Annotated in this window: 19 protein-coding genes; 4 read left to right on the forward strand and 15 right to left on the reverse strand. The window is 74.0% G+C overall.

All coding sequences use genetic code 11. From position 1 onward, the window contains the following. Positions 1-83 precede the first annotated feature (83 nt). Together lnt and ACH4SP_RS26665 are read left to right on the forward strand one after the other, a co-directional pair. Entirely contained in the window at positions 84-1,697 is a 1,614-nt protein-coding gene (gene lnt, locus ACH4SP_RS26660; protein WP_398418127.1) for an apolipoprotein N-acyltransferase, read from the forward strand. Positions 1,698-1,706: 9 nt separating this feature from the next. Further along, positions 1,707-2,228 (forward strand): NUDIX hydrolase, encoded by a 522-nt coding sequence (locus ACH4SP_RS26665; protein WP_398418129.1) that lies wholly within the window; start codon positions 1,707-1,709, stop codon positions 2,226-2,228. A 138-nt stretch (positions 2,229-2,366) separates the two neighbouring features. On the opposite strand, the gene ACH4SP_RS26670 is transcribed toward ACH4SP_RS26665, so the two are convergent. The 8 genes from ACH4SP_RS26670 to ACH4SP_RS26705 form a co-directional block, all read right to left on the reverse strand. Next, positions 2,367-2,822, reverse strand: coding sequence for a PTS fructose transporter subunit IIA (locus ACH4SP_RS26670; RefSeq protein ID WP_398418130.1), 456 nt, complete (start codon positions 2,820-2,822; stop codon positions 2,367-2,369). Beyond that, positions 2,819-3,484, reverse strand: a complete 666-nt coding sequence (dhaL, locus tag ACH4SP_RS26675) for a dihydroxyacetone kinase subunit DhaL (RefSeq protein WP_398418132.1) — start codon at positions 3,482-3,484, stop codon at positions 2,819-2,821. The genes ACH4SP_RS26670 and dhaL overlap by 4 nt, the downstream gene beginning before the upstream one ends. Positions 3,485-3,542: 58 nt before the next feature. Next, positions 3,543-4,535, reverse strand: a complete 993-nt coding sequence (gene dhaK, locus ACH4SP_RS26680) for a dihydroxyacetone kinase subunit DhaK (protein WP_398418134.1) — start codon at positions 4,533-4,535, stop codon at positions 3,543-3,545. Between the two features lie 228 nt (positions 4,536-4,763). Then, positions 4,764-5,450 carry a TetR/AcrR family transcriptional regulator gene (locus ACH4SP_RS26685; protein WP_398418136.1) on the reverse strand — a complete coding sequence of 229 codons (687 nt, stop codon included), beginning with the start codon at positions 5,448-5,450 and terminating at the stop codon, positions 4,764-4,766. Positions 5,451-5,672: 222 nt separating this feature from the next. Then, entirely contained in the window at positions 5,673-6,848 is a 1,176-nt protein-coding gene (locus tag ACH4SP_RS26690) for an XdhC family protein (RefSeq protein ID WP_398418138.1), read from the reverse strand. After that, positions 6,841-8,979 carry a xanthine dehydrogenase family protein molybdopterin-binding subunit gene (locus ACH4SP_RS26695; RefSeq protein WP_398418140.1) on the reverse strand — a complete coding sequence of 713 codons (2,139 nt, stop codon included), beginning with the start codon at positions 8,977-8,979 and terminating at the stop codon, positions 6,841-6,843. Before ACH4SP_RS26695 ends, ACH4SP_RS26690 begins: the two co-directional genes overlap by 8 nt. Continuing rightward, positions 8,976-9,995, reverse strand: a complete 1,020-nt coding sequence (locus tag ACH4SP_RS26700; RefSeq protein ID WP_398418142.1) for an FAD binding domain-containing protein — start codon at positions 9,993-9,995, stop codon at positions 8,976-8,978. Before ACH4SP_RS26700 ends, ACH4SP_RS26695 begins: the two co-directional genes overlap by 4 nt. Beyond that, complete coding sequence (locus ACH4SP_RS26705) at positions 9,992-10,594, reverse strand: (2Fe-2S)-binding protein (RefSeq protein ID WP_398418144.1); 603 nt, start codon at positions 10,592-10,594, stop codon at positions 9,992-9,994. Before ACH4SP_RS26705 ends, ACH4SP_RS26700 begins: the two co-directional genes overlap by 4 nt. 174 nt (positions 10,595-10,768) lie before the next feature. Between ACH4SP_RS26705 and ACH4SP_RS26710 the strand changes: the two genes are divergently transcribed. Together ACH4SP_RS26710 and ACH4SP_RS26715 are read left to right on the forward strand one after the other, a co-directional pair. Then, positions 10,769-11,404, forward strand: a complete 636-nt coding sequence (locus ACH4SP_RS26710; RefSeq protein ID WP_398418146.1) for a TetR/AcrR family transcriptional regulator — start codon at positions 10,769-10,771, stop codon at positions 11,402-11,404. A 257-nt stretch (positions 11,405-11,661) separates the two neighbouring features. Continuing rightward, positions 11,662-15,330 carry an AAA family ATPase gene (locus tag ACH4SP_RS26715; RefSeq protein ID WP_398418148.1) on the forward strand — a complete coding sequence of 1,223 codons (3,669 nt, stop codon included), beginning with the start codon at positions 11,662-11,664 and terminating at the stop codon, positions 15,328-15,330. A gap of 62 nt (positions 15,331-15,392) precedes the next feature. Here the strand turns inward: ACH4SP_RS26715 and ACH4SP_RS26720 are convergent, their stop codons facing one another. The 7 genes from ACH4SP_RS26720 to ACH4SP_RS26750 form a co-directional block, all read right to left on the reverse strand. After that, positions 15,393-16,664 (reverse strand): thiopeptide maturation pyridine synthase, encoded by a 1,272-nt coding sequence (locus ACH4SP_RS26720; protein ID WP_398418150.1) that lies wholly within the window; start codon positions 16,662-16,664, stop codon positions 15,393-15,395. Continuing rightward, positions 16,661-17,677 carry a thiopeptide-type bacteriocin biosynthesis protein gene (locus ACH4SP_RS26725; protein ID WP_398418151.1) on the reverse strand — a complete coding sequence of 339 codons (1,017 nt, stop codon included), beginning with the start codon at positions 17,675-17,677 and terminating at the stop codon, positions 16,661-16,663. The genes ACH4SP_RS26720 and ACH4SP_RS26725 overlap by 4 nt, the downstream gene beginning before the upstream one ends. Positions 17,678-17,707: 30 nt before the next feature. Further along, complete coding sequence (locus ACH4SP_RS26730; RefSeq protein WP_398418153.1) at positions 17,708-20,443, reverse strand: lantibiotic dehydratase; 2,736 nt, start codon at positions 20,441-20,443, stop codon at positions 17,708-17,710. A 12-nt stretch (positions 20,444-20,455) separates the two neighbouring features. After that, positions 20,456-22,432, reverse strand: coding sequence for a TOMM precursor leader peptide-binding protein (locus tag ACH4SP_RS26735; protein ID WP_398418155.1), 1,977 nt, complete (start codon positions 22,430-22,432; stop codon positions 20,456-20,458). A gap of 91 nt (positions 22,433-22,523) precedes the next feature. Next, positions 22,524-22,706, reverse strand: coding sequence for a hypothetical protein (locus ACH4SP_RS26740; RefSeq protein ID WP_398418157.1), 183 nt, complete (start codon positions 22,704-22,706; stop codon positions 22,524-22,526). Between the two features lie 209 nt (positions 22,707-22,915). Beyond that, positions 22,916-24,571, reverse strand: a complete 1,656-nt coding sequence (locus ACH4SP_RS26745) for a SagB family peptide dehydrogenase (RefSeq protein ID WP_398418159.1) — start codon at positions 24,569-24,571, stop codon at positions 22,916-22,918. Continuing rightward, positions 24,564-26,522, reverse strand: coding sequence for a hypothetical protein (locus tag ACH4SP_RS26750; protein WP_398418161.1), 1,959 nt, complete (start codon positions 26,520-26,522; stop codon positions 24,564-24,566). The genes ACH4SP_RS26745 and ACH4SP_RS26750 overlap by 8 nt, the downstream gene beginning before the upstream one ends. Positions 26,523-26,733 lie beyond the last annotated feature (211 nt).

The following is a 26,733-nucleotide window of genomic DNA, read 5'->3' on the forward strand; positions in this document are numbered from 1 at the left end:
ACCGTCCACTGCCGGGGCAGTTGCCGTCCGCATGACGGGACCGCCCTGCTCAAGGCCCGGAGGGTCACCGTAGACTCCGCCGGGTGAGCGCCACTATCACCCCCGCAGAAGCCCCGCCGGAACCTGCCCCGGCCGCACCCCGCCGAGGGCTCTGGCTGGTGCGGTCCGCCGCAGCCGCCCTGTCCGGACTGCTGCTCTACGCGAGCTTCCCGCCCAGGCCCCTGTGGTGGCTGGCACTGCCCGCCTTCGCCCTGCTCGGCTGGGCCCTGCACGGGCGGCGGCTGCGCGCCGGGTTCGGCCTCGGGCTGCTGTCCGGGCTCGCGTTCCTCGTACCCCTGCTGTCCTGGACGGGCGAAGAGGTCGGCCCCCTGCCGTGGCTCGCGCTCGCCGTCCTGGAGGCGCTGTTCCTCGCCTTCGTCGGGATGGGCGTCGCCGCGACGTCGAAACTGCCGGCCTGGCCGGTGTGGGCGGCCGGAATGTGGGTCGTGGGGGAGGGGCTGCGCGCCCGGCTGCCCTTCGAGGGCTTCTCCTGGGGGAAGATCGCCTTCGGGCAGGCGGACGGGGTGTTCCTGCCGCTGGCCGCGCTCGGCGGCACACCTCTGGTGGGCTTCGCCGTCGCCCTGTGCGGCTTCGGCCTCTATGAGGGGGTGCGCCAGTTCGTCACGTACCGCAGCCTCGCCCCCCACCGGACGAGGACCGTTCCGCGTGCGGGCATCGTGGCGGCGGCACTCGCCGTGCTGGTCCCCCTCGTGGCGTCGCTCGCCGCCCGCCCCCTCCTCGACGACTCCGCCGAGGACGGCACCGCCACCGTCGCCCTCATCCAGGGCAACGTGCCGCGCCTGGGCCTGGACTTCAACGACCAGCGGCGCGCCGTCCTCGACAACCACGCCCGCCGCACCGAGCAGCTCGCCGCGGACGTGAAGGCCCACAAGGTTCCCCAGCCCGACTTCGTCGTCTGGCCGGAGAACTCCTCCGACCTCGACCCGTTCCGCAACTACGACGCCCGCGGCATCATCGACCAGGCCGTCAAGAAGATCGGCGTCCCGGTCGCGATCGGCGCCGTCCTCGCCCCGGACACCGGCAAGCTGCGCAACACGATCGTCCAGTGGGACCCGAAGCGCGGCCCCGTCGACACGTACGACAAGCGGCACATCCAGCCCTTCGGCGAGTACATGCCGATGCGCGACTTCGCCCGCATGTTCAGCTCCGACGTGGACCGGGTGCGCCGCGACTTCGGCTCAGGCACCAAGGTCGGCGTCTTCGACATGGCGGGCACCAAGGTCGGCCTGGTCACCTGTTACGAGGCGGCCTTCGACGACGCGGTACGGGACACCGTCGTGCACGGCGGCCAGATCATCGCCGTACCCAGCAACAACGCCACCTTCGGCCGCAGCGAGATGACCTACCAGCAACTCGCCATGAGCCGGGTGCGGGCCGCCGAGCACGGCCGGGCCGTCGTGGTGCCCGTCACCAGCGGCGTCAGCGCGGTCATCCAGCCCGACGGCAAGGTCGTCCAGCAGACCAAGCTGTTCACCCCGGCCGCACTCGTCGCCGAGGTCCCGCTGCGCTCCTCGCTGACCCCCGCCACCCGCGTCGGCATCGCCCCGGAGATCGTCATCGCGCTGCTCGGCGCGGCCGGTCTCGCGTGGTCCGTCACCCGTTTCGTACGTGCACGACGCACCGGACAGCTCGATTAGGGTCTTGTCATGGCTACTCCCGACTTCATCAAGAACATCCGCACCACCGCAGGTCACCAGCTGCTCTACCTCCCCGGCGTGACGGCCGTCGTCTTCGACGACGAGGGCCGGGTGCTGCTCGGGCGGCGCTCCGACAACGGCGAGTGGTCGGTCATCGGAGGCATCTCCGACCCGGGCGAGCAGCCGGCGCAGACGGCGGTGCGCGAAGTGTTCGAGGAGACCGCGGTCGAGTGCGAGGTGGAGCGCGTCGTCCTCGTCCAGACCCTCAGGCCTGTGCAGTACGACAACGGCGACATCTGCCAGTTCATGGACGTCACGGTGGCCTGCCGGGCGACCGGCGGCCGGGCCCGGGTCAATGACGAGGAGTCCGTGGAGGTCGGCTGGTTCCCGGTGGACGCGCTCCCCGAGATGCGGGAGTTCGCCACCTTCCGGATCAAGCAGGCCCTTGCGAACGAGCCGACCTGGTTCGCGTCGGCCGAGGACTCGATGCCGGGCGTCGCGGGTGTGGGCGTCACGCCCGAGGGTCACTGACGACCTCGGGAGACCACTTCCGGAGGTCGCTTGCGGAGATGGCTTCCGGAGGTCGCCTCTGAAGGTCTTCTCCCGGGGCGGCACCCGGGACCACCGACGGTGCGGGCCCGTGCCCGTGCCCGCACCGACCGGGGCCCGTCAGACCTTCCGGTAGGTGTACGCCTCGGAAGCCGCCGACTCGACGGCGTCCAGCGGTGCCCCCGCCGACGCGGTGACGACAGCGGCGACCGCGCCCTCGACGAAGGGCGCGTCCAGCAGGCGGGTGCCGGAAGGCAGTTCAGCCGCCCCGCCGCCGTCCCCGTCGTCGCCCTCGCCGTCGTCGGCGAGCATCGCCTTCACGGTCAGTACGGCACTGCCCAGGTCGACGAGCACGGCCACACCGGCCCCGCGGTCCACCGCCCTGGCGGCCTCGGCGATCAGCTCGGCGCTGGTACCGAGACCGCCGTCCGTGTCACCGCCCGCGGCGGCGACCGGAGCGGTCGGTCCGCCGCCAGCCAGTCCCCGCGCGAGCTCGGCGACGGCGACGGCCACCGCCGCACTGTGCGACACGAGCACCACCCCGACCAGCTTGCCGCTGTCCTCCGAGGCGCTCATACGGTCACCTCCGCGAGGGTACGGAGCAGCAGCGCGGCCGAAGCGGCCCCGGGATCCTGGTGCCCGATGCTGCGCTCACCGAGGTAGCTGGCCCGCCCCTTGCGCGCCTGGAGCGGCACGGTGGCCAGAGCACCGCTCTCGGCGGCGTCACGGGCAGCGGCGAAGGCCTCGGCGGCCCGGGACCGGTCCGTGGCCGGGGACCGCTCCACGCCCCGGGTCTGTTCCGTGGCCCGGCACCGCTCCAGCGCCGCCACCCCCGGAAGCAGCGCGTCCAGCATCGTCTTGTCCCCGGCGGCGGCCCCGCCCAGCTGCGCCACGGCGTCGACACCGGCCCGCAGCGCCTGCGCGAGATCCGCCACGGACACCTCGCCGGCGTCCCCGAGCGCCTTGCCCGTACGCCGCAGCAGCGTCCCGTACAGCGGCCCCGACGCGCCGCCCACCGTCGAGATCAACTGCCGCCCGGCCAGGGCCAGTACACCACCGGGCGTGTCCGGCGGCTCCTTGTCCAGAGTGGCGGCGACGGCCCTGAAACCGCGCCGCAGATTGCTTCCGTGGTCCGCGTCGCCGATCGCGGAGTCCAGCTCCGTCAGCCGGTCGGCGGCCTTCTCCACGGCAGCGGCCATGCCGCTCATCCACCGGTGGAAGAACGAAGAATCCAGCACCAATTCCCCTTCCCTGTCCGCTTGTTCGTCCGCCTCGTCGTCCGCGACCGGGGCCGTCTCAGCGGCCCCAGCGCAGAGCGGCGGTCTGCACGGGCGCGTCCCACCACCGCAGCAGCTCCTCGTCGACCTGACACAGCGTCACCGAGCAGCCCGCCATGTCGAGGGACGTGACGTAGTTCCCGACGAGGGTACGGGCCACGGGAATACCGCGCTCGTGAAGGACCCGCTGCACCTCGGCGTTGAACCCGTACAGCTCCAGCAGGGGAGTGGCGCCCGTCCCGTTCACCAGGGCCAGGACGGGACCGGTCGGCCGCAGATCGTCGAGCACCGCCTCCACGGCGTAGTCCGCGATCTCCCGCGAGGTCATCATCGCCCGCCGCTCGCGCCCCGGCTCTCCGTGGATCCCGATGCCCAACTCAAGCCGACCCGACGGCAGTTCGAAGGTCGGACTCCCCTTGGCGGGCGTGGAGCAGGCACTGAGCGCCACCCCGAAACTCCGGGCCGACCCGTTCACCCGCCGTGCCACCTCCGCCACCCGCTCCAGCGGAGCGCCCTCCTCCGCGGCGGCCCCGGCGATCTTCTCCACGAACAGGGTCGCCCCGGTGCCGCGCCGCCCCGCCGTGAACAGACTGTCGGTCACCGCCACGTCGTCGTTGACGAGCACCTTGTCGACCCGGATGCCCTCCTCCTCCGCCAGTTCCGCGGCCATGTCGAAGTTCAGTACGTCCCCCGTGTAGTTCTTGACGACGAACAGAACCCCCTGTCCCGCATCGACAGCGGCGGCCGCCCGCACCATCTGATCGGGCACCGGCGACGTGAACACCTCCCCGGGGCACGCGGCCGACAGCATCCCCGGCCCCACGAACCCCGCGTGCAACGGCTCGTGCCCGCTCCCGCCGCCCGAGACGAGCCCGACCTTTCCCTCGACGGGAGCGTCCCGCCGCACCACGACCCGGTTCTCCACGTCGACGGCGAGTTCGGGATGCGCGGCGGCCATCCCGCGCAGCGCGTCCGACACGACGGTCTCGGGGACGTTGATCAGCATCCTCATGCGTACCTCCAGCAGGGGCGAGCAGGTGGGCCTTGTCGCGGCTCAAGTATCCAGGGCGAGCGGCCCGTGGGCACGAGGCGTGCGTCCGGTGCCGGACGAGCGGACGCCGGGCTGCGCCGCGCGTCAGTATCGCGAGTGCGAGGGTGCTGAGTGCCGGGATGCCCATGGCGCCCCGCACGGTGATGCCGTTCGTCTGCATCGCTGATGCGGTACGGGGCCGGGGTGTCGTCAGGGTGCCAGCAGGTCGTCCAGTTCGGCTGCGAACAGCAGGGCGGGGTCGAGGTCCATCCCCGCGAAGTGGCCCGCGAGTTCCAGGGACAGGACGCCGTGCAGCCGGGTCCAGAAGGTCAGGGCCCGGTGCAGGACGGCGGGCGGGGCGGGGTGGCCGTCCGCCCACTGCCGGTGGTCCGCGAGGTGCGTGGCGAAGGGCGTGGCGGGGCCGCGCGGAGGCAGTGTGGCGCAGGCGTCGAGCAGGGTCGCCAGGATCTCGGCGGAGATCGCGGTGATGTCGTCGGGTGCGTGATAGCCGGGAACGGGGGTGCCGTAGACGAGGAGGTACCGGTGCGGGTCCGCCAGGGCCCAGCCGCGCAGGGCGTGTGCCAGTGCAGCAGGGGCGGCGCCGGTAGCGCCGCTCGCGGTGGTCTCGGCGGTCGTGCCGGTCTCGGCGGTCGCGTGGAAGGTGTCGGCCAGGCTTCGGTACGCGTCCCTGATCAGCTCGGTGAGCAGGTCGTCACGGCTGGCGAAGTAGCGGTAGAGCGCGGGCCCGCTCATGCCCATCTGCTTGGCGATCGCGTTGAGGGAGAGCGCGGTCGCTCCCGCCGTGGCGATCTGCTTCCACGCGCGTTCCTTGACCTCTGAGCGCACTTGGGCGCGGTAGCGCTCGCGCGGAGTTGTCTGCGTGCCGGCTTCCGTCATGCCCGGAACCCTCCTCGGACGCCCATGGGGCTTACGCTCTCAAAATTTAGTGAGAACCTATCACGGAGCGTGGTCGCGGCGGTGGGCGCCGGGGTTTCCGGGCGACGGGCAGAAGGCGGTTCCGGAGGGCCTGCGGCCCGCACATCGCGGACGGGCCGCAGGTGCGGACGGGCCGCAGGTCCGGGCACCGGCCCGCACGCAGGGGCCGACCTGATTCGTGTGCTATCCGGAGCTCCGCAGCGGTTCCAGCCCGCGCCGGTCCGCAGCCCCCTCCGGAAGCCCGTGCTCCGTACGGTGCAGCGGCGCCGACGAGCCCGTCAGCGGCAGTCCCGTGCCGCCGTACCGGGCCGCGACGATCTCCGCCGCGATCGACAGCGCCGTCTCCTCCGGCGTACGAGCACCGAGATCGAGGCCGATCGGCGACCTCAGCCGGGACAACTCCCGTTCTCCGAGGCCCACTTCGCGCAGTCTCCGCAGACGGTCCGTGTGCGTGCGGCGCGAGCCCATCGCGCCCACGTACGCGACGGGCATCCGCAGGGCCTCCGTCAGCAGGGGTACGTCGAACTTGGCGTCGTGCGTGAGCACGCACAGCACCGTGCGCCCGTCGGTCTCCGTGCGCCGCAGATAGCGGTGCGGCCAGTCGACGACGACCTCGTCCGCCTCGGGGAACCGGGCCCGGGTGGCGAAGACGGGGCGGGCGTCGCACACCGTCACGCGGAATCCGAGGAAGGCGCCCGCCCGCACTAGCGCCGCCGCGAAGTCGATCGCACCGAAGACGATCATGCGGGGCGGCGGCACCCGGCATTCCACGAACAGGGTGACCCCGCCCGGACAGTGCGAGCCGTCCTCCGCGATGTCGACCGTGCCGGTGCGGCCGAGCGCGACCCGGGCCAGGGCCTCGTCCCGCGCGAGGCGGTCCAGCTGCCGCGACCCGCCGAGAGTGCCCTCGTGCGAACCGTCGGCGTGCACCAGCAGTGCCCCGCCCAGGAGTTCCTCAGGGCCGTGCACGATCCGTACCAGTGCCGCCGCCCGGCCCTCGGCGAACGCCGCCAGGGCGGACGCCAGTACGGGCCGGGCCGGTGCGCCCGCCCCCACCGGCGTGACCAGGACCTCCACGGTGCCGCCGCAGGTCAGGCCGACGGCGAAGGCGTCGTCGTCGCTGTAGCCGAACCGTTCGACGACAGGTCTGCCGTCGGCGAGTGCCTGCCTGCACAGGTCGTACACCACGCCCTCCACGCACCCGCCGGAGACCGAGCCGAGCGCGGAGCCCGCACCGTCGACGGCGAGGGCGGCGCCGGGGCCGCGCGGTGCGCTGCCGCTCACGCCGACCACGGTGGCGACGGCCACCTCGCGGCCCTCCGCGAGCCATGGGCCCAACTCCCCTGCGATGTCACGCACGCGCGGCCCCCGCGCCCGCCGCCAGTACGCGGTCGGGCCGGATCGGCAGGTGGCGGTGGCGCACGCCGGTCGCGTGCCGGACCGCGTTGGCGATCGCCGCGGCCGCGCCCACGATGCCGACCTCGCCGATGCCCTTGATCCCGACGGGGTCGTCCTCGTCCAGGTCGTCGGTCAGCCAGTCCGCCTCGACGTGCGGGACGTCGGCGTGGGACGCGACGTGGTACCCGGCAAGGTCGGCGCCGACCAGGGCGCCCGAGGCCAGGTCCCGTACCGCCTCCTCGTGCAGGGCCATGGAGATGCCCCAGGTCATCCCGCCCACCAGCTGATTGCGGGCGGTCAGCGGATTGACGATCCGGCCCGCCGCGAAGATGCCGAGCATCCGGCGCACGCGCACCTCGCCGGTGGTGACGTCGACGGCCACCTCCGCGAACTGCGCGCCGAAGGAGTGCCGTTCGCGCTGCGCCAGTGCCGCGATCGCCGCCGTCGTGTCCGACCGTACGGTGAGGCCCTCCGGCGGGATGTCGCCGCCGGGAGTGAGCAGCCCGCGCAGTTCCCCGGCCGCGGCGGTGACGGCCCAGGCCCAGGAGCGGGTGCCCGCCGAGCCGCCCGCGACCATCGCAGGACCGAAGTCGCTGTCCCCGATCAGGACGCGGACCCGGTCCGGCGAGGTCTCCAGGGCGTCGGCGGCGATCAGGGTGAGCGCGGTCCTGGCGCCCGTCCCGATGTCCGACGCCGTGATCCGTACGGTGAAACCGCCGTCCGGTTCGGCCGTCACCGCCGCCGTGGACGGCATGGCGCCCGCGGCGAAGGAGGCCGCCGCCGTGCCGGTGCCCAGCAGCCACCGCCCGTCGCGGCGCAGCCCGGGACGCGGATCGCGGTCCGCCCAGCCGAACCTGGCCGCGCCCTCCCGGAAGCAGTCGAGCAGCCGCCGCCCGGCGAAGGGCAGCCCGGACACGGGTCCCCGGTCGGGTTCGTTGCGGGCGCGCAGGGCGATCGGGTCGACCCCGCACTTCTCGGCCAGCTCGTCGAACGCGCACTCCAGCGCGAAGGAACCCGGAGCCTCGCCGGGGGCGCGCATGAACGTCGGGGTCGGCACGTGGAGCGGCACCACCTGGTGGGCGGTGCGGTGCGCCGGGGCGTCGTAGAGCACCCGGCCGGGGGTGGCGCTCGGCTCCAGGAACTCGGACAGCGTGGAGGTGAGGTTCAGCGCGGTGTGTTCCAGCGCGCGCAGCCGCCCGTCGGGGTCCGCGCCGAGCCTGACGCGCTGGGCGGTGGGGCTGCGGTATCCGGTGAGCGTGAACATCTGACGGCGGGTCAGTACCACCCGGACCGGCCGCTGGAGAAGCGTCGCGGCCATCACGGCGGCCACCTGGTTCACACGCAGGCCCTTGGACCCGAAGCCGCCGCCGATGTGCTCGGAAGTGACGTGCACCGAGGCAGGGTCGAGCGAGAACAGGTTGGCGAGGTCACCCCGCACCCACCCGGCACCCTGGTTGGAGTCGACCAGTTCGAGCCGCCCGTCCTCCCAGCGGGCCGTCGCCGCGTGCGGCTCCATCGAGCTGTGGTGCTCCTCGGGCGTGCTGTACTCGGCGTCCACGACCACCGCGGAGCGGGCGAGTTCGGCCGCGAGGTCGCCCTTCTCGGTCACCGCCGCGGCGTGCGGTACGTCCGCCGCGGTGACCGCCCCCGGCCTCCCGGCGTAGAACGCCACGTCGTGCGGTTCCTCGGTGCAGCGCACCACGAGAGACTCGGCCGCCTCCCGTGCCTGCTCCGGCGTCTCGGCGACGACCAGCGCCACGGGCCAGCCCGCGTACGGCACCCGGTCGTCCTGGAACAGCGCGACCGAGGGGTCGGGCGCCAGCCCCATGGAGGGGGCGTGGCCGGTGTCCACCCGCGGGGCGTTCCCGTGGTGCAGCACCGTGAGGACGCCGGGCATGGCGAGGACGGCGTCGGTCTCCACCGAGAGGATGCGGCCGTGTGCCGTGGTGGACAACGCCAGCCAGCCGTGGGCGAGTTGGCCGAAGGGGATGTCGCCCGAGTACCGGGCGGCCCCGGTGACCTTGTCGTATCCCTCCACCCGGGAGTGCGCGGTGCCGACGGATCCCTTCAGGGGGGTGGTGACACCGGTCATCGGGCGGCCTCCTCGGTGAGTTCGGCGACTTCGGCGACTTCGGCGAGTTCGGTGAGCACGGCGACCACGAGATTGCGGATGAGGTCCACCTTGTAGCCGTTGTGCGGCAGAGGTGCCGCTGCGGAGAGTTCGGCGTCCGCGGCGGCGAGGAACGTGCGGGCGTCCGCCGGAGCGCCCCTCAGCACCCGCTCGGCCGCGTGGGCCCGCCACGGCCGCGACGCGACCGCCCCGAGTGCGAGGCGCACGTCCCGTACGACACCCGCCTCGACGTCGAGGGCGGCGGCGACCGAGCCGATCGCGAAGGCGTACGAGGCGCGCTCGCGCACCTTGCGGTAGCGGGACACGGCGGCCACCGGGGCGGGCGGCAGGACGACACCGGTGATCAGGGCCCCGGGCGGCAGAGCGGTCTCCCGGTGCGGGGTGTCTCCCACCGGCAGGTAGAAGTCGGCGAGCGTCAACTCACCCGCACCGTCGGCCGTTTCGTACGTCACGACCGCGTCGAAGGCGGTCAGTGCTACGCCCAGGTCGGAGGGGTGCACTGCCACACAGTGCTCGGAGGCACCGAGGATGGCGGCGTTGTGGTGTTCGCCGGTCAGGGCGGGGCAGCCGGTGCCGGGGGAGCGCTTGTTGCAGGGCCGGGCGACATCGGTGAAGTAGCCGCAGCGGGTGCGCTGGAGCAGGTTCCCGCCGACCGTGGCCATGTTGCGCAGCTGCCCCGAAGCCCCGGCCAGCACCGCCTGGGTCAGCGCCGGGAAGCGCAGGCGGACGTCCGGGTGGGCGGCGAGGTCGCTGTTGGTCACGGTGGCGCCGATGCGCAGGCTGCCGTCCGGGGCCGACTCGATCCGGTCCAGGGGGAGTTCGCGCAGGTCCACCAGCCGGGAAGGCCGCTCCACACCGGTCTTCATCAGGTCGACGAGGTTGGTGCCGCCGCCGAGGAACCGGGCGTCCGGGTCGGCGTCCAGGAGCGCGAGCGCGCCCGGTACGTCGTGCGCGCGCTGATAGCCGAACTCCTTCATGCTGCGGCCTCCTTGGTCCCGGCCCCGGCGGTGGCGGGCGCGCCCTCGGGGACGCCGGCCGCGCGGGCGACCGCCTGGACGATCGTCGTGTACGCACCGCAGCGGCACAGGTTGCCGCTCATCCGCTCGCGGATCTCGTCACCGGTGAGCGGTGGCGGTACGTCCTGCGGGCGTACGTCCTGAGTGGCCGCGCTGGGCCAGCCGGCCGCGTGCTCCTCGATGACGGCGACGGCGGAGCAGATCTGCCCCGGGGTGCAGTAGCCGCACTGGAGCCCGTCCAGATCGAGGAAGGCCTGCTGCACCGGATGCAACTGCCCGCCCTCCGCGAGCCCTTCGACGGTACGGATCTCGCGCCCCTCGGCGGCCACCGCCAGTTGGAGGCAGGAAACGGCCCGCCTGCCGTCGAGCAGGACGGTGCAGGAGCCGCACTGCCCCTGGTCGCAGCCCTTCTTGGTGCCGGTGAGGTCCAGTCGCTCGCGCAGGGCGTCGAGCAGGGTGGTGCGGTGGTCGACGGTGAGGGAGTGCTTCTCGCCGTTGATGTTCAGGACGATGACGCTGGAGGTGGACGCGTCCGCGGAGACGGAGGTGGATAAGGCCATGGGCAGTCCTCTTTCGCGTATCCGGTTTCGCGTATCCGGAAAGGATTCGGCGCCGTGCGGACGCGAGTGTCCAGCACGTGTGTCCGCGGCTAGAGTGAACTCAACCGGACAGTTGTCCATTTCGGGAAAACGTACCGGACAGCTGTCCGCTTAACAAGCAACGGAACAAGCCACATGGCAGAATCGAATGCTTCGGTGAGCCCGGGAGGAGGGCGAGTGCGGAAGAAGAGGACCGCGCCCGTGCGGTCGGACGCGCAACGCAATCGCGAGCGCATCCTGGAGGTGGCGCTGGCCGAGCTGACCCGCGCCCCGGACACTCCGCTGAGCGCCATCGCGCGGAAGGCGTGCGTGGGCCAGGGCACCTTCTACCGGAACTTCCCGCACCGGGAGGCGCTCGTCCTGGAGGTCTACCGCCACGAGATGCGTCAGGTCGCCGACTGCGCGGCGGAGTTGCTCGCGGAACGCCCGCCCGAGGAGGCGCTGCGGGAGTGGATGGACCGGCTGGCGCAGTTCGCGATGACCAAGGCAGGCCTCGCCGAGGCGATACGGCAGGCCACCAGCGCGCCGGGCGCCCCGGCCAAACCGGGGCACGCCCCCGTCACGGACGCCGCGGAACTCCTGCTCCGTGCCAACGAGGAAGCCGGCACGATCCGCACGGGTGTCTCCGGGGACGACTTCCTCCTCGCGGTCGCCGGCCTCTGGCAGATCGACCCCCGGGGCGACTGGCAGCCCCGCGCCGCCCGGCTCTTCGATCTCGTCATGGACGGTCTGCGCGCGGGAGCGTCCCGGCGGCCCCACGACACCACCTGACAAGGTCCTACCGGTCCGGAACGGCGGAGCGGGCCGCACCCGCTGCTCGGCCGTGCCGCCCGGGGCGGCGCACGGGGTGATACCCGGTGGTGCATACCGGCCAATCGCCGCCGGATCCGGTGGGGGGATGTTGAGCGCCGACCGGGTCGCGACGTACGGTGATCAGCCGTCAACAGACCGTTGATCCGGCTTGGTTGAGGTGTGTCACGGGGAGCAGGGCCGTGCGGGGGCGGCACGGAGTTCGGCGAGAAGGGCGGATGGCCTTGAGCGGGTTGATCGGTCGGGACAGTGAACTCGCAAGGCTGCGGGGCGCCCTCGAAACGGCGTCCGGGGGTCATCCGGTCACCCTGCTGGTCAGGGGCGAGCCGGGGATGGGCAAGTCCGCGTTGTTGGACGCGCTGGCCGCCCTCGCCCGCGAGAGGGGCTTCCAGGTGCTGGCCGCGGATGCGAGGAGGCTGCCGCAGCAACCGTTCGCCGCCGCCGGCCGGCTGCTCGACCAGGTGGCGACGAGCGAGGGCGAAGCGCCTGTCGCACCCGATGTGTGCGCCGAGGAGCCCGATCTGTCCGGTCGGGTCGGTGGGGGGCCCGAGGGTTCGGACCCGGGAACCGTGGCCGCAGTGGGCGGTTCCGAGGGGGCGGCTCCGTACGGTCCGTACGGTGGGGAGTCTTTTGCCGGTGCTCCCGGGCAGGGCGACGGCCGTTCCGGGGGCCAGGGTTCCCGCGCGCTCCGGCTCGGCGGGGACGGCCGCGGTCCTGTCCCGCAGGGGCACGGCTCCGTGCACTCGGGGCACTCGGGGCACTTGGAGTCCTCCGTGCACCCCGGGCACCCCGTGCACCCCGGGCGCTCAGGTTCCGGCACGGCGGGCGCCGATGGCGGTCGGTCCCCCGGCTCTGCCCCTCAGGGCGCCCGCTCCGGCGCCCCCGGGCCCCACCGGACCGACGCCGACCCCTTCGGCGCCCCCGGCCCGATCGGTGGCCGGTCCAACGACCGGGTCCCCGAAGCCGTGCGCCCCCGGCCCAGCGGTCTCGGCGCACCCGACCCACACGAGTACGCCACCGGCTCTCCGGCTTTCCACGGTTCCTGTTCGGACGTTCCCGTCACGGGCGCTCTGGACTTCCGCGGGTCCTGGGCCGATGTTCCTGCCCCTGACAGGCCACTCGCCTCGGTCGGTACGACTTCGCCCGTGACCCCGTTCCCCATCCGGCGCACCGACGGGACGCTCCTTCCCTCCGCCGCCACAGCCGCCGCCACGGCCACCCTTGTCCCCGGCCCCACCCCGGCCCCCTCGACGGCCCGTCTCCACGAACTCACCGAGACCCTGCGAGTCCACACCCGCCGCGCTCCCGTCCTCCTCTGTCTGGACGGCGCGGCGCACGCCGACCCCTGGTCGCTGCGCTGGCTGCTGGAGCTGTCGGAATCCGCGCTGCCCGCCGCACTGCTCATCGTTGTCAGCGGGCACGGCCCCAGCACCGGGCACAGCCCCAGCACCGGGCACAGCCCCGGCACCGGACACGGCCCCGGCGCCCGTCCCAAGAGCACCACTCCCGAGGCCGAGCTCGTCGCCCGTGCCGAGCACATCGACCTCGCCGGCCTGTCGGCCGACGCGCTCGCCTCCCTGGCCGAGTCCCGTACCGGTACCGCCCTCGACCCGGAAAGTGCCGCCGCGTTCCGGGAGTCGACCGGCGGCAATCCCGCACTGCTCCTCGCCCTGCTGGCCGACCGTCCCACGCCCACCGCCGCCACAGCTGCCACGGCCCCCTCGACCGCTCCCACCCCCACTTCCGCTGGCCCCGCCCTCCTCTCCTGTACCGAGCGCTGGCTCGGCGGGCTCGGCGCGCAGGCGCTCGGTCTGGCCCGCGCCGTCGCCGTCCTCGGCCCGGACGCCGAAGTCGCCCAGGCAGCCGAACTGGCCCGGCTGCCCCTGCCCGAGGCCTTCACCGCCGTCGACGAGCTGGTCGCCCGGCGCCTGCTGGCCAACCGCACCCCGCTCGCCTTCCACCCTCCGGTGCTCGCCGCCCTGGTCCGCGGCGGCATCCCCGCCGGCAGTCTGGCCGCCCTGCACCTGCGGGCCGCCGAGATCCTGCGCGACGGCCACTTCGGCGTGACCAGGGTCGCCCGTCACCTGGTCGAGGCCGGGCCGCTCGGCCTGAACTGGACCGTGTGCCCGCTGCTCCTGGCCGCCCGCCGGCACGCCCGCGAGGGGCGTGCCGAGGACGCCGCCCGGCATCTGCGTGCCGCCCTGCGCGAACCGCTGCCGCCCCGCACCCGCGCCGCCGTGCGGTGCGAACTCGCCGCCCTGGACTCCTTCGTGGACCCCGGCCGTACCGTGTGCGGCCTGGACGCCGACCGGCAGGAAGCACAGGACCCCGTCGCGGCGGCCGACTACGCCGTCACCCTGGCCCGTCTGCTCGCCGACTGCGGACGGCCCGTCGACGCCGTCGCCGTCCTGGACGACACCGCGCACCGGATCGCCCCCGCGGCCGCCGAGGTCTGGCGGCTGCGCCTGCACAAGGCGTACGTCTGCCTGGCCGGCCCGCCCACACTCGCCGACGCCGCCGAACCGCTGGACCAACTGGCCGCCGCCCGGCCGCCGCACCGCGCCGCCGCCCGCGAACTGGCCGGGCTGCGCGCCGCCCACGCCGTCCGCGCGGGCCACCACAGCACCGACGCGGTCCAGCACGCCCGCCGGACGCTGGAGTCCCTGGCGGGCGACCCGGACGGCTCCACGCGCTCCCTGTGGCACGGCTGCGGCCCGCTGATCCTGGCCGACGAGCTCGACGAGGCGTGGGCGCACCTCACCCGTATCCACCCGCCCCGCGGCACCCGCCCCGGCTGCTGGGACCACGTCGTCGCCGACCTGCTGCGGGCCACGGTCCATCGCGTACGGGGAGACCTCGCCGGTGCGGAAGAACTGCTGGCCCCGCTCGCCGAGCTGCTGACGGCCGGCGCCGGCGCCTCTCCCGCCGCCGTCCTCGGCATCGCCGCCCTCGTCGAGGTACGCGCCCTGCGCGGCGACGCGCACGGCGCCTGCGGGTTGCTCTCCGCAGCCGGACTCGACGGTGAACTGCCGCCCCGCCGGGGGAACTTCGCGGTGCTGGCCGCCAGGTCCGTACTGCGGGAGCGCTCCGGCGATCTGCCCCGCGCGATCGAGGACTGCCGGGCCGCGGGCCGTCTCCTCACCGACAGCCAGGTGCACAATCCGGCGGTACTGGCCTGGCGTTCCCGCGCCGCACAGCTGCTTCTGGCCCAGGGCGGACAGAACCGGCCCGCGGGCGGCACCGGCAGCCCCGCCCCGACCGCAGGAGCCGCCGAAGCCGCCCGCCTGACCGAAGCCGCACGCCTGGCTGCCGCCGAGCGCGACGACGCCCGCCGCTGGGGCACCCCGCGCACCCTCGGCGCCGCCGAACACGCCCTGGCCAAGGCGGAGACGGGCGAGCGGCGCATCCACGCGCTCGGCGCCGCGGTCCGCACCCTCTCCCGCTCCCCGGCCCGCTACGAGCTGGCCCTCGCCCGCGCCGACCTGGCGGACGCCCTGTACGCGGCCGGCCGGGCGGACGAGGCGCACACCCACTACGCAGGAGCGCTCTCCCTCGCCCGCTCCTGCGACGCCCAGCCCCTCGTCCGCCGCATCCGGGCCGCCTCGCAGGGCAACGGTGTCACCGGCGCCGCACGGGCCACCGGACCGGCAGAGGCCCACGATCCCGTCCACCCCACGCTCACCGCCCTCACCCCGCAGGAGCGGAAGATCCTCCGCCTGGCCAGGGACGGCCACACCAACAGGGCGATCGCCGGACAGCTCTTCGTCACCGTACGGACCGTCGAGTTCCACCTCTCCGGTGCCTACCGCAAGCTCGGCATCACCGGCCGGGGCCAACTCGGCGGCCTGTTACCGGAATCCGTCCCGGACCGCCGCGACGAGCGCTGACGCCCCAGCGCCTCACACCCTTCCTCCCGGTCGCACTTCACGCCCGTCCGTCCGCTCGCACCTCACGCCTGCCCGTCCGCCCACTCCGTCCCCAGCCGCGCCCACTCCGGTCGGCCGTCGCGATCCTCGCCGCCGCCCTCGCCGCCCTCGCCGCCACCGTCCGCGCCACCGGAACCGGGCCCGGCCACCACATACCGCCGGAAGCTGTCCACCGCGCCCACCCCGTGCACCGCCTCGACGGTGTGCGAGGCCAGATGGCACAGCAGACCCCGGTCGACGGGGGTGAGGCCGAGCCGGCCCAGGTGGACGTACAGGTAGTTCATCACCAGTCGGAACGAGGCGAACCAGTGGTCCTCGCGCAGGAAACCCGTGTGCCCGTGGTCGCTCCGCAAGAGCTCGTGGAACTCGCTGACCTGCCGCGTCGGCATCCTCGGCGCCGCCTTGGCCGCGTCCATGGACACCTCTCCCGCCGCCATCAGCGGATGCGCCAGCCGCTGGTGGCGGCGCACCGTCCGGGCCCACTCCGCCACGAACGGTACGTCGCCGTCCGTCCCGGCGCCGCCCTCGGACAGCGTCCTCTCCACCGCCCGCAGCCGCTCCGACAACGCTTCCCGCTGCCGCAGGAACCTGGTGTCGAAGGCACGCCGGTACCCGCCCGGGTCCGACGTCCGGGACAGGAACGCGTCCGCGTGCGACCGCAGCGACAGGAACCCCCGCTCGATCGGGTCCCCGTCCGCGTCGAAGGGGATCGACGCCGCCGCCACCGTCGCCCACATCAGGTCGAGCGCCAGCACCGGCAGCGCGTCCTCGCCCGTGCGCATGTGCGCGTACGCCGCGAACGCCAGCCCGTTCGTGTCGCTCAGGAAACCGGCGAGCAGCTCGCTCGCCGTCAGCGACCCCAGTACCGGCAGCCGGTGGTCGTACGGCTGCTCCCGTACGCAGTTGTCCGCCACCCAGGGGTGCCGGGTCCCGGTCTCCATCTCCAGCTCCGCCAGCCGTGCGTGCGCCGGTGCGAGCGCCGTCTCGTCCAGCAGGGCCGTCGACGGGTGCGCACGCAGGTGGTCCGCCACCACCGCGGTCACCCCAGGTCGCACCCGGTTCTCCCAATCACCCGTCTCCGCAAGGAAGTTGAGGCGCAGATGGGGGCCGCGCAGCCAGTGCCTGCCGAACCAGGCGGCCTTGGTCCACGGTCGTACGGCGTCGAAGGCGGGACGCACCGCGTCCAGGATCAGCGCGGGCTCGGCCGCCGCGTCGTGGTGGTGCACGTGCAGACTGTGCCAGCGCACACCGGCCCGGGCGTCCTCCCGCACGCGGTCACCGGACCGGGCGCTCACGAGGCGGCCAACGCCTCGGGCAGCTCCGCCAGCACCCGCCCGACCAGGAACCTCAGCTGGTTCTCCTGCCACAGCGTCAGCCCCAGCCGGTTGTTGACCAGGTGTGCGCAGCGCAGCAGCACCAGGCTCGTCGCCGGGTGCGCCGTCGCGGCAAGTCCGAGCGGTTCCGCCAGCGGAGAGGCGGCCCACTCCGAGGCGAAGGAGTCCGCGTCCTCCAGCCGGTGCAGTTCGTCGCGCAGCTCGCGCACCGATTTCAGCCAGTACGCGTGCGGCCCGTCCCCCGTGGGCCCGGCCGCCAGCGCCCAGATGCGCCGTGCCCGCGCCTCCAGCTGCGGGCGCTGCGCCCGGTAGCGCGGCTCGACGTCCTCCGCCTCGGGCCCGCTGCCGAACGGAAGCGGCGGCCCGCCGTGCCGCACCCACTGGCCCCGGATCTCGTCGCACAGCGCGAACACGCCCACCACCAGGTCGAACGCCAGCAGCGCCCGCTGTTCGACGCTCGTCCGCGCGTCCACCACGGTCAGTGCGAGTCGGCTGGACTCGAAGAAGTGCCGCTCGACGGCGGCGACCGCCCTGCCGTACCCGTAGTCGGCGTGCTCGCGCGCGTACGGAGGGAAGGCCACGGAGTTGTTGGGGTGCACCTCCTGGTCGTGCCCCGCGCGCCCCTCCAACCCCGCCAGCCCCTCGGCCACCTGCGCGAACCGCGACCTGTCCACCACGTCGGGGGCGGGCACGCGCCGCAGGAACGCGCGGATCTCCGCCTCCGCACGCCGCTCGACCGCCGCCCGGTCGCTCCGGTGCGCGGGCAGCAGCCGCAACCGCACGTGGGGGCCGCCCTCCCAGTAGCGGAGGAAGAAGAACCGCTGCACCAGGCCATCGGCGCGCAGCGCGTCGGCCAGCGGGCCCAGGCACTCGGTCAGCAGCCGGTCCTGGTCGGCGTCGTAGAAGACGTGCGCGCACACCCAGTCCGCACCCTTCGACGCGGTGGGCTCCAGCAGGTCGCTACCGGTCACCATGGTGCTCTCTTCCCTTCGTCGTCACAGCGGTCAACTCCCTTGTGCGTACGTGGCGTTGATCTCCAGCAGGAACTCGGTCACCCGGGCTCCGGCGGCCGCGTAGTGCGGCAGCTCGTCCGTGCCGGGCAGTGCCTCCTGGAGGAAGAGGACATGCGAGTCGTCGGTGAGCATCCGCTCGAACACCCCGACCAGCAGCAGATTCGCGAAGTCCACGTACAGCGGCTTGCGCGACTTGATCCGCCACACGCTGCCGCCGACCACGGACGCCGGATCCAGGCCCCGTACGAAACAGCGCTGCGGCATCCCGTGCCCGCGCAGCCACCCCGCCAGCCGCAGCAGCAGCTCCCGGTCGCCCTCGCCCCTGCGGCGGACGGGCACGGAGCTCACCGGGAACACCCACTGGCGGCGGCTGACGGTGGTGCGCCCGATCACCACCCGCGGCTCGGCCAGCATGCCGTCCACCGCCGCCAGTGAGGGGTCGCCGAACATGCGCCGGCCCGGAATGAGCAGGTTGGAGGTCGCGCCGAAGGCCTGCATCAGCAGCCGGATCGCGGGCGGCAGCCACAGCTCGGCGATCAAGTTGGGGTGCACCGGGCGTACTTCGACGTCCAGGCGCGCCGAACGCAGGGTCAGCAGCCCCAGTTCCGGATCGTGCCGGACCACCAGGTCTCCGAGCGGGACACGGGCACGGCTTCCGCCCTCGCGCAGGCTCAGGCCCTCCGGGTAGTCGATCTCGGCGCCCACCGCGGACAGCCGCAGTCCGACATTGCTGCCGAAGTGCCGGCAGGTGTCGGCGAGGATCGTCCCCGGTGGCGGGGGAGCGGTCGTCAGGGGGACGTCCGTCCCGGCCTGTACGAGCAGTCGTCGGATCCGGTCACGCCCCCTGCCGTGACCGGAGTTGACGGCGTTCACCACGAACCGGGGATCCTCCGCGGCGCCGTACGGCTGCCCGTAGAAGGCCACCGAGTCCGGCGCCCGCATCCACCCGGGCCAGTCCGCGGCACGCGCGGAGAGCCGTGCCGGGTCGAGCCGCAGCACCCCGTCCGGGTCGGGCAGTCCCGCCAGCACCTCCGCGCACAGTTCGGCCCGAGTCCGCGCCAACTCCCGCACCCGGTCCAGCCGGTGGCCGGCCAGGGCCGCGTATCCGTGGGTGGCGATCGACAGCAGCCCCGGCAGCTCCTGATCCTCGCGCAGCCACCCCTGAACCGCCCGGTGGAAGGCCAGGAACGGCACTTGCGCCCCCGCGCCGATCCGCTCCGCGAACGCCTCGGCGAGTGCGATCCGACCGGGCAACGCGGGATCGAGGACCCCGTAGAGCCGTCGTACGACGTTCAGATCGCCCAGGACTCCGGCCCAGGCGGTCCGGTCGGGCCCCGGGAGAGGAGTGCTGAGCAGCGCGTTCTCAATGATGCTGTTCTTCGCGGGCAGTTCGAGGGCCCCGGGCCCGGACAGCTCCCGCACCCTGCGCAGGGCCGCCTCGACACCCCGGGCGCACCGCAGCCGCTCACCGGGGTCGGCGAGTGCGGGATACCCCTCCAGGAGTGCCGCGAGTTCCGTCAGTACGTCGCCGAGCGAGTCCAGCGCGGGGCTCGCCCCCGCCACCCAGGTGCGCAGCTCGCCCAGCGGGTCCAACGCCTGGTCGGCGAAGGGGCGTTGGGTCTCCAGCAGCCCGACCTCCACCAGCTTGCCGAGGAAGGCGTCGGCCACCGCCGGCGTGCTCCCGGTGCGTGCGGCCACCCGCCCGACCGCTTCCCCCCGCGTGGGCCACCGGCCCCCGGCCGTCCCGCCCCCGACCGCCGCCCCGGAGCCGTCCGCCACCGGGTCCGGTACGGAGTCGGTGATCGCCGGGTCCGCCCCGGAGCCGCCCACCGCCTCCACGCACGCCGCCACCGCCGCCGACGCGGGCAGCCCGCGCAGCGGCTCGTCGGCTCCCGGGCCGAGGAACTCCCAGCGGCCGTCCGCCAGGTGGGCGCTCGGATTGAGGCGCAGCCGCAGTCCCGCGGCGAGTGCCGGGTGCCCGCTCAGTTGCCGGACGACCTGCTGCACCACCCATACGTTGATCTCCGCGACGGACCGCACCGCGAACCACCCGGCCGGGTCGACGTCCTCGGCCGGGTCACCGGGGGCGGAGTCGGCCGCGTCCCCGTCCCGCCAGCTCCCCAGCCCGCTCATCGTGAACGTGCTGAAGGGACTGGTCTTCGTCGTGATCCGGGCCAGATACTTCGCCAGCCGCAGCGCGAGCTGCCGGTCGGGGGCGGTGCCCTGCGGGTGCTCCAGCCACTTCTCCAGCCGCTCGTGCAACGCGGGGCTGCTCAGTACAAGACCGTGCCGGAACGCCGGATCGGTCACCGCCTTGCGCAACAGGGTGTGCCGGGTGTCGGTGTGATGGGCGATCAGCTCCGCCAGTCGCTCCAGGCTCCGTCGCAGATCCCCCAACAACCCCTGCCAGGCGCGCACTTGATCGGCGACCTCGTCCGGCAGCAGTGCCCGCACCCCGTCGTTCCAGCAGCGCACCGGAAGCGTCTTGCGGTTGTGGATCGCCCGCCGCAGCGCGACCAGCGACGACTTCCCGTCCGCCGTGCGCCCGATCACTGCGAACAGGGTGTCGGACAACACCGCCTCCGCCGCGTCGAGCCGCCGCTCGGCGTCCTGCACCACCGTGGTCTGCTGCCACAGCTCCGGTGCGCGCAGATCGTCCAGCATGTGCACCGGCAGCCCGCCGATCCGCACGCCGAACACGTCCGGGGTTGAGAATTCCTCGGTCAAGACCGACTCCAGTCACGGGAACGGATGCGGATGCGGGTTGAGGTCGTCGACGGTCAGCGGGCCCGCCCGGTGGCCGAGCCGGGCGGGAACGCCATACAGCCTGGGCAGCCCGTGCGTGCGCCTCATCCGATGCCCGAACGTCATCGGCAGCAGACCGGGAGCGATCACCTTCGCGCAGGCCAGCCCACCCGCCCGGTGCTCGTCCGCCGTCTGGTCGACCACGATCACGTCCTGGCCGAGCCCGGTGAACCGGGCGACCACGGCCGCCAGGTCCTCCCGCAGGTCCGCCCCGCGCGGACGGCAGTCCGCCCGTACGAACGCCTCCCGCACGGACAGCCCCGCACCGCCCGCCCCGCGCAGGAAGTCGAACCGGTCGAGCGCGCCGGGATGGCAGTACAGCAGTGCGTGGTCGCGCATCTCGCGCACCAGCTCCGGGTCGTCGACCATCGCCGTGATCCGGTCCGGCTCCTCCCGGTAGGCGGCCCGGTTCCAGCCGAGGTTGGCGGCCAGTTCCAACAGGCCGTTCAGCAGGGCCTGTTCGGGGTCGAAGTGGGCTCCAGCGGCGCAGATCGCGGCGGGTTCGGCAGCCGGTGAGCCGGCGTGCCCGGGAGCCGGGTGCACGGCCATCACCCAGGCCGACGCGATGCCGTGGTCGGTGGTCGTGGCGAACGCCTCCACCCGGTGCCCCGAGTCCTGCCGGATGCGCTCGGCCAGTATCCCCACCCGGGGGTCGGCCACCGTGCGCAGATCGATCCGGGGCGCGGGCAGCCGTGCGTACCAGGTCAGCAGGAAGTCGTCGCGCTCCGCCAGCTCCAGCAGCCCGTGCAGCGCCGCCTCCTCAAGGCAGCCGCCCACCGCACACCCGTTGGACACCTCGTACGCCAGGGGAAGCGCGTGCGGGCCGGTGTGCCGGGTGCGGTAGTAGGCGTAGTCCTCCGGTACGAGGACGGGCGCGTCCCGCAGGAAGGAGTGGCCCCACACCCAGTTCAGCTCCCGGTCCGGGTCGAAGGGCGGATAGGGAAAGCCGGGCCGCGCGTACCGCTCGGGAGGGTAGAGGCCCAGCGTCTCCGGGTGCACCGCCCGGTCCGCCACCTCCCGGTGGGCGGCGCGCACCACGGTCCGCCGCCCACCGGGCCGCGCCCCGCCCAGCCGCTCCAACGCCTCGGCCAGCGCGGTGCGTTCGCAGCCCGCGTAGTCCAGCACCCGCCCGAACCCGGCCTCCTGCTCGCTGCCCGGCAGGTGCACGGGGGCGGAGACCATCGGATAGCGGTAGTCGGTACGCACGTCGAGCTGGCGGACCAGGCCGGTGTGCCCGTCCACGTACGTCCGTACGAGTCCGTCCCAGTCCGCCCGCAGGTCGCGGACCCGGTACGTGTCGGGGGCGAGCTTGGGCCGGGGGGTGCCCATCAGGGAGGGCGGCCGGTCGTCGGGCAGGGTGGCGCACTGCGGGCAGAGCGGATCGGGGAGGAAGGGGCGGGCGTCGACGGCGAGGGTGTTCAGGTCGACCATCAGCAGGGAGGGTGCTGCCAACGTCCTTGGTACGAGGGCGAGTTCACCTGTCACCAGGGCGCCGACCGTCTCGCACGCCCAGGTGGACAGTACGGGGGTCCGCCGCTCCGCCAGCTCCTTCGCGTACCGGCGCACCAGTTCGGCCCTGGTGCTGCCTCGGCCCAGGGCGCGTTCCCTGCGGGTGCGGGCGCAGCGCGCGCAGCCGGGGCGGCCGGGTACGACGGACGGGCCGACGACGGCCCGGCCCAGCTCGACGCGCACCGGCAGCCAGCCGGCTCCGGGCGGCGCGCTGCCCGGCGGTCCGGTGGCCGTGTTCCAGCCGTCGTCCGCACTGACCACCCAGGTGGCGGGGGCGTCCGGAGCGGCGAGCGGGAGAGGGGTCCGGGCGACCGCTTCCTCGACTGCGGCGGCGAGCGCGCCCGTGCCGTGCACCCGCACCGTGACCCGGTGGCCGTTGGCTGCCACTGCGACGTCCGTCAACGTCACTGCCCTTCAGGAGAGTTGGTGTGCCGAGGTGGGCGAGGCCGTGCCCGGCGGACCGAGGTCCGCCGGGCACGGCAGTGCGGCTGCGTCAGCAGCAACAGCAGGAGCAGCAGCTCGCCGGGGTGCCGGTCGAGGTGCAGTTGGACGCGCCGATCTCGACCATGGCGTGGCCGACGTTGACCGACTCCAGGCCGGCGCCGGGCGACGTGGGCAGGATGTCCAGCTCGTCGACGCTCAGGTCGGCGAGGTCGAGCGCGAGGTCCGATGCCATCGGATTCCCCTCTCTGTTGATCATCACTGGGTGGTCCACCACCGGCGCTGCCGGTGGTGGTGCTGCCGGTGCCCCGGCGGGAAGCCGGAACCGGCACGGGCTTGGAGGAGCCCGGTCCGCATCCTGTGCCCCGGTGGCCCCCGTGGTCTTTACGGTGTGACCCCAGGCCGGCCCGCAGGATGCGCAGGCACGGGCCGTAGGGCCGCTCCTCACCAGGTCAGCGGAGGTTCGTACTGGGCGGACGGCCGTCGGCGCCCCAGTACGAGCGTGAACACCGGGACCCGGCCGGGCCCGCCGCCGGTCAACTCCCGCACCAGGTCCGCGTGGTAGCCGTTGGTGACCCGGGCGGACACCCCGGCCGCGGCCGCGAGCACGCTGATCCGCTGGGCGACGATCCCCGCCTCCTGGTGCAGGATCCGGTACCCCCGGTCACCGAACCAGCGGTCGCCCGCGAACCGGTCCACGCCGAGGAACACCAGCGCGGGCGCCTTCGCGGAATTCACCGCTGGGGTGCGGTCGCAGAGCATGTCCACCACGGGCCGCCAGTCCCGCCCCGGCAGTGCGGTCAACGCTCCGCCGTCATTGTTCAGCCGGTACAGCCCCGCGGGGACCCCGGTCACCCGGAGTGCCAGCACATGACAGTCCACCAGCGGGGCCCCCGCACCGCCGGTGTGGTCCGACTCCACCGGCTCCAGGGCGTGCCGCAGCAGCGCGGCGAGATCCGCGCACGGCAGCGGTGCGTCGGCGGGCAGGAACATCCGGCCCCCGGAGTCACGCACCCGCAGCGCGCTCGCCAACTCGGTTTCGCCGGAGGGAATGTGATCCCATGTCAGTTCGTCTCCCGAGTCCTCGGGGGCATGGAAGTCCATGGGTTCCACCGGCCCCCGGTCCACCGCCTGCCGCGCCGCCCGGTCCACCGCCGTCAGCCCCGCCCACGAGGACGCGTCACCGGTGTGCGTCCGGAGACGCTGCGGCCGTACGCGATCGAGCGCACCCCGGGCCTCGGGCCCTGCGGGGACGGGCGGCGCCCCGGGGCCCCCTGCGGGCAACAGCTCCAGCACCGCGAACGCGGTCTCCTCGACGCCCTCCCCGCTCTCTTCCTCCGCTCCGTCCAGCCCCAGCGCCCGGTTGACCACCGCGTCGTCGAACCGGTGGTGCACCCGCCCGCGCAGCCCCAGCGCCCCCGCCGCCAGCAGCACGTTCCCCACCGTCATCCCGGCCTCCTGGGAGGCCAGCCGGTAGGCGTAGTCGCGGTAGCGGAAGGCGGACTTGCGGAAGTCGACGGCCGCCACCACGAGCGCGTGCGGCCGCACCGGACCACCGCCGACGGCCTCCCGCAGCGCGGCGGGAATGCCGCCGTCCCGCAGTCTGGTCAGCGAGTGGTGCGCGGGGTCGTAGTGGTAGCAACCGGCGGGGACCGGTCCCGCCGGGGCCGCCGTCCAGACGTACAGCTCCACCGGGTGGAAGCAGCGCGCCGAGGCCACCGTCCGGTGGTACGGCCAGACCGCGTGCGGTCCCAGCTCGACGCGCGACAGCCCGTACCCGTGCCCCAGCAGCGCCGACAGCGAGGCCTCGTCCAGCACGTCGCAGCGGGGCCCGCCGCCGGGGCGGGCCCGGCGGAACCCGGGGAAGGACCAGCGGGCGTCCCCGATCCGGCGGGCGGGTGCGGGGAGCACATGGCGCGGCAGGCCCCGGTACGTCTTCACCGGGAGCGGATCGCCCGTCCCGCCCTCCTCGCCGTGCCCCTCCGCGAACAGCTCCCGCACTCCCTCGAAGGTGCGCCACCAGAACCGGAGACCGAGCGACGCGCCCTCCGACGCGCCGTCCGACGCCTCCGACGTGCCCTCCGCCGTGCGCTCAGCCATCGACCAGCACGACCCTCAGTACCGAAGGCAAGACCTCGTGCACCACAGGATCGTGGTCCAGCGGTACCGCAACCGGCCGCAGCCCCCGGGAGCGGAGCGCGGACAGCATCTCCGCCGTACCGGCCCCGTGGGCCGTCATGCGCCCGTCGGACACGCCCGCCGGCGGACCGGCCACTCCGGTGAGCGGCTCCGGGGCGTAGTCCCGGTCCCCGGACAGTGCGGCCTGCCGGTCGAGCACGGCCCGTTCCAGGCCCTCGGTCAGCGCGTCCGGGCCGCAGGTCGCCGCGATCGGCCGGCCGTCCTGCCACCAGACGAGCACCGGAACACCGAGCGCACCCCCGATGTCCGCGACCCGGACATCGCCCCCGGCCGCGCGCAGCAGCCCGTACAGCCGACCGGCGTCCGAGCCGTCGACGGCGAACGGGAGCCGGAGACCCTGCGGCCGTGCGCGCCCGGTGCGTACGTCGGTCAGGGCCAGGTCGGCGCACCACTGCCCCAGCCCCTCCGCCTCCGCTTCCGCCCAGCCGAGGCGTGCCGCAAGCCCCGGGCCCGTGCCGAACGCCCGATCCGCCGGGACCGCGACCGTCCGGCCGTCCGTCAGGTCCCGGCCCCACACGGTCGCGGCCGGGCCGAGCCTGCGCGGGTCGACGGCGCCCGCCGCGTACACCGCCAACCCGCGCAACGCGGCCCGGCGCCTGGCCACCGCGAACCCGGACGCCGCGTCCGAGCCCAGGCCCGCGGCGAACACCCGGGGCGCGCCCTCGTCGTGCGGTACGGCCTCGGTGACGTTCAACGGGAGCTGGGTGAAGCCCCGTTCGTCCAGGCGGCGCAGGACACCGACGTACGGATCGAAGCAGCGGGCCGCCCGCGCGGAGAACTCACCGGCGTCCGGCGCGTCCGCCGTGCGGAGCCGCTCGACGCGCGCGGTGAAGTCCGCCGCCCGCTCCGGCCCGGCGGGCAGGGCGGACGGGTGCGGCAGGAACGCGTGGGCGGAGGTGCGCAGGGTCTCCAGGTCGATCCGGACGAGCGGGGCGTCGGGCGCGGCGGCCGGGGGAGGCGCGACACCGGTGAGCACCCGGAAGGCCGCCAGGCCCAGTTGGCCGGCCACCACGGCCGCCGCGGGGCCGGTGCGGAACCGGTTCTTCCGGAACGGGCCGCGCAGGCCCAGCCGTAACCACGCCGATTCCCAGGGCGGCCCGGCCGGCCCCAGCCAGGCGACGTCGTCCAGCACCAGGCCCTGCACCAGCAGGGTCCCCGAGTCCCGGCACAGCCGGTCCAGCCGTACCGCGCGCTGCACGGCCGGTCCCTCCGCCACGTGCAGTACCGCGTCCGCAGCGGCGATCCGCGCCTCCTCGCGGGCGGGCAGGGCGGTGTCCCGGCCGGACGGGTCCGGCGACGGCAGGGCGACGTGGTCCAGGGTCTGCTCCGGGTCCCGTACCGCTGCCTCGGCGGCGAGCTCGGCCAGCCTGGCGCGGTCCGTGGGGAGTTCGGATGTCTCTACGGCGCGCAGCGCACGCACCCCCGAACGCAGTGCCGAGGCGACCAGCGAGACGAACACGGGGCCCGCGCCCACCACGACCACGGCGCTGTCGCGGTAGGTCTCGAAGTGCCGCGCCGGGGAACTCCGGTGGTACTCGACGAAGGCGATCTCCCGCGCGTACATGGCGAGTTCGTGGCCCGTCAGGCGGTGCGGGAGATCCTCGGAGGCGTCCACCAGGCAGCCGGCCCCGTGCAGCCGTTCCACCAGGGCGGACACCGCGGCCCGCTTGTCCTCGGGGAGGGCGCCGACGAGCCGGTCGAGTTCGGTCGTGCCGTCGAGGTGCGGAGCGAGCCGGTCCAGCCACTGGTAGGCGCTGCGGCCCCGGAGGGCGATGTCGGCCCCCGCGCCGAACACGTGGACGCCGTCCTCGGTGGGCACATACAGCACGTCGGACTTCAGTTTCGGTCGCATCGCCAGCCTTTGGATCGGTGCCGTCGGTCTTGGTGATCGAGATGATCGAACGGCCGAGTATGGCGGCCGGGCACCCACAGGTCTCGACGGTGCGACCACAGGTCCGACCGCAGGAACCGGAGCAGATGTACTTGAAACTTCAATTCAAGTAGGCTGTCCGGCATGAGTCAGAGTGGCCCGTTCCGGCCGGTTGTCGCCCCGCCGCTCCCCG

The sequence above is a fragment of the Streptomyces sp. NPDC021093 genome (assembly GCF_044333135.1).
In the GTDB taxonomy this organism is placed as follows: domain Bacteria; phylum Actinomycetota; class Actinomycetes; order Streptomycetales; family Streptomycetaceae; genus Streptomyces.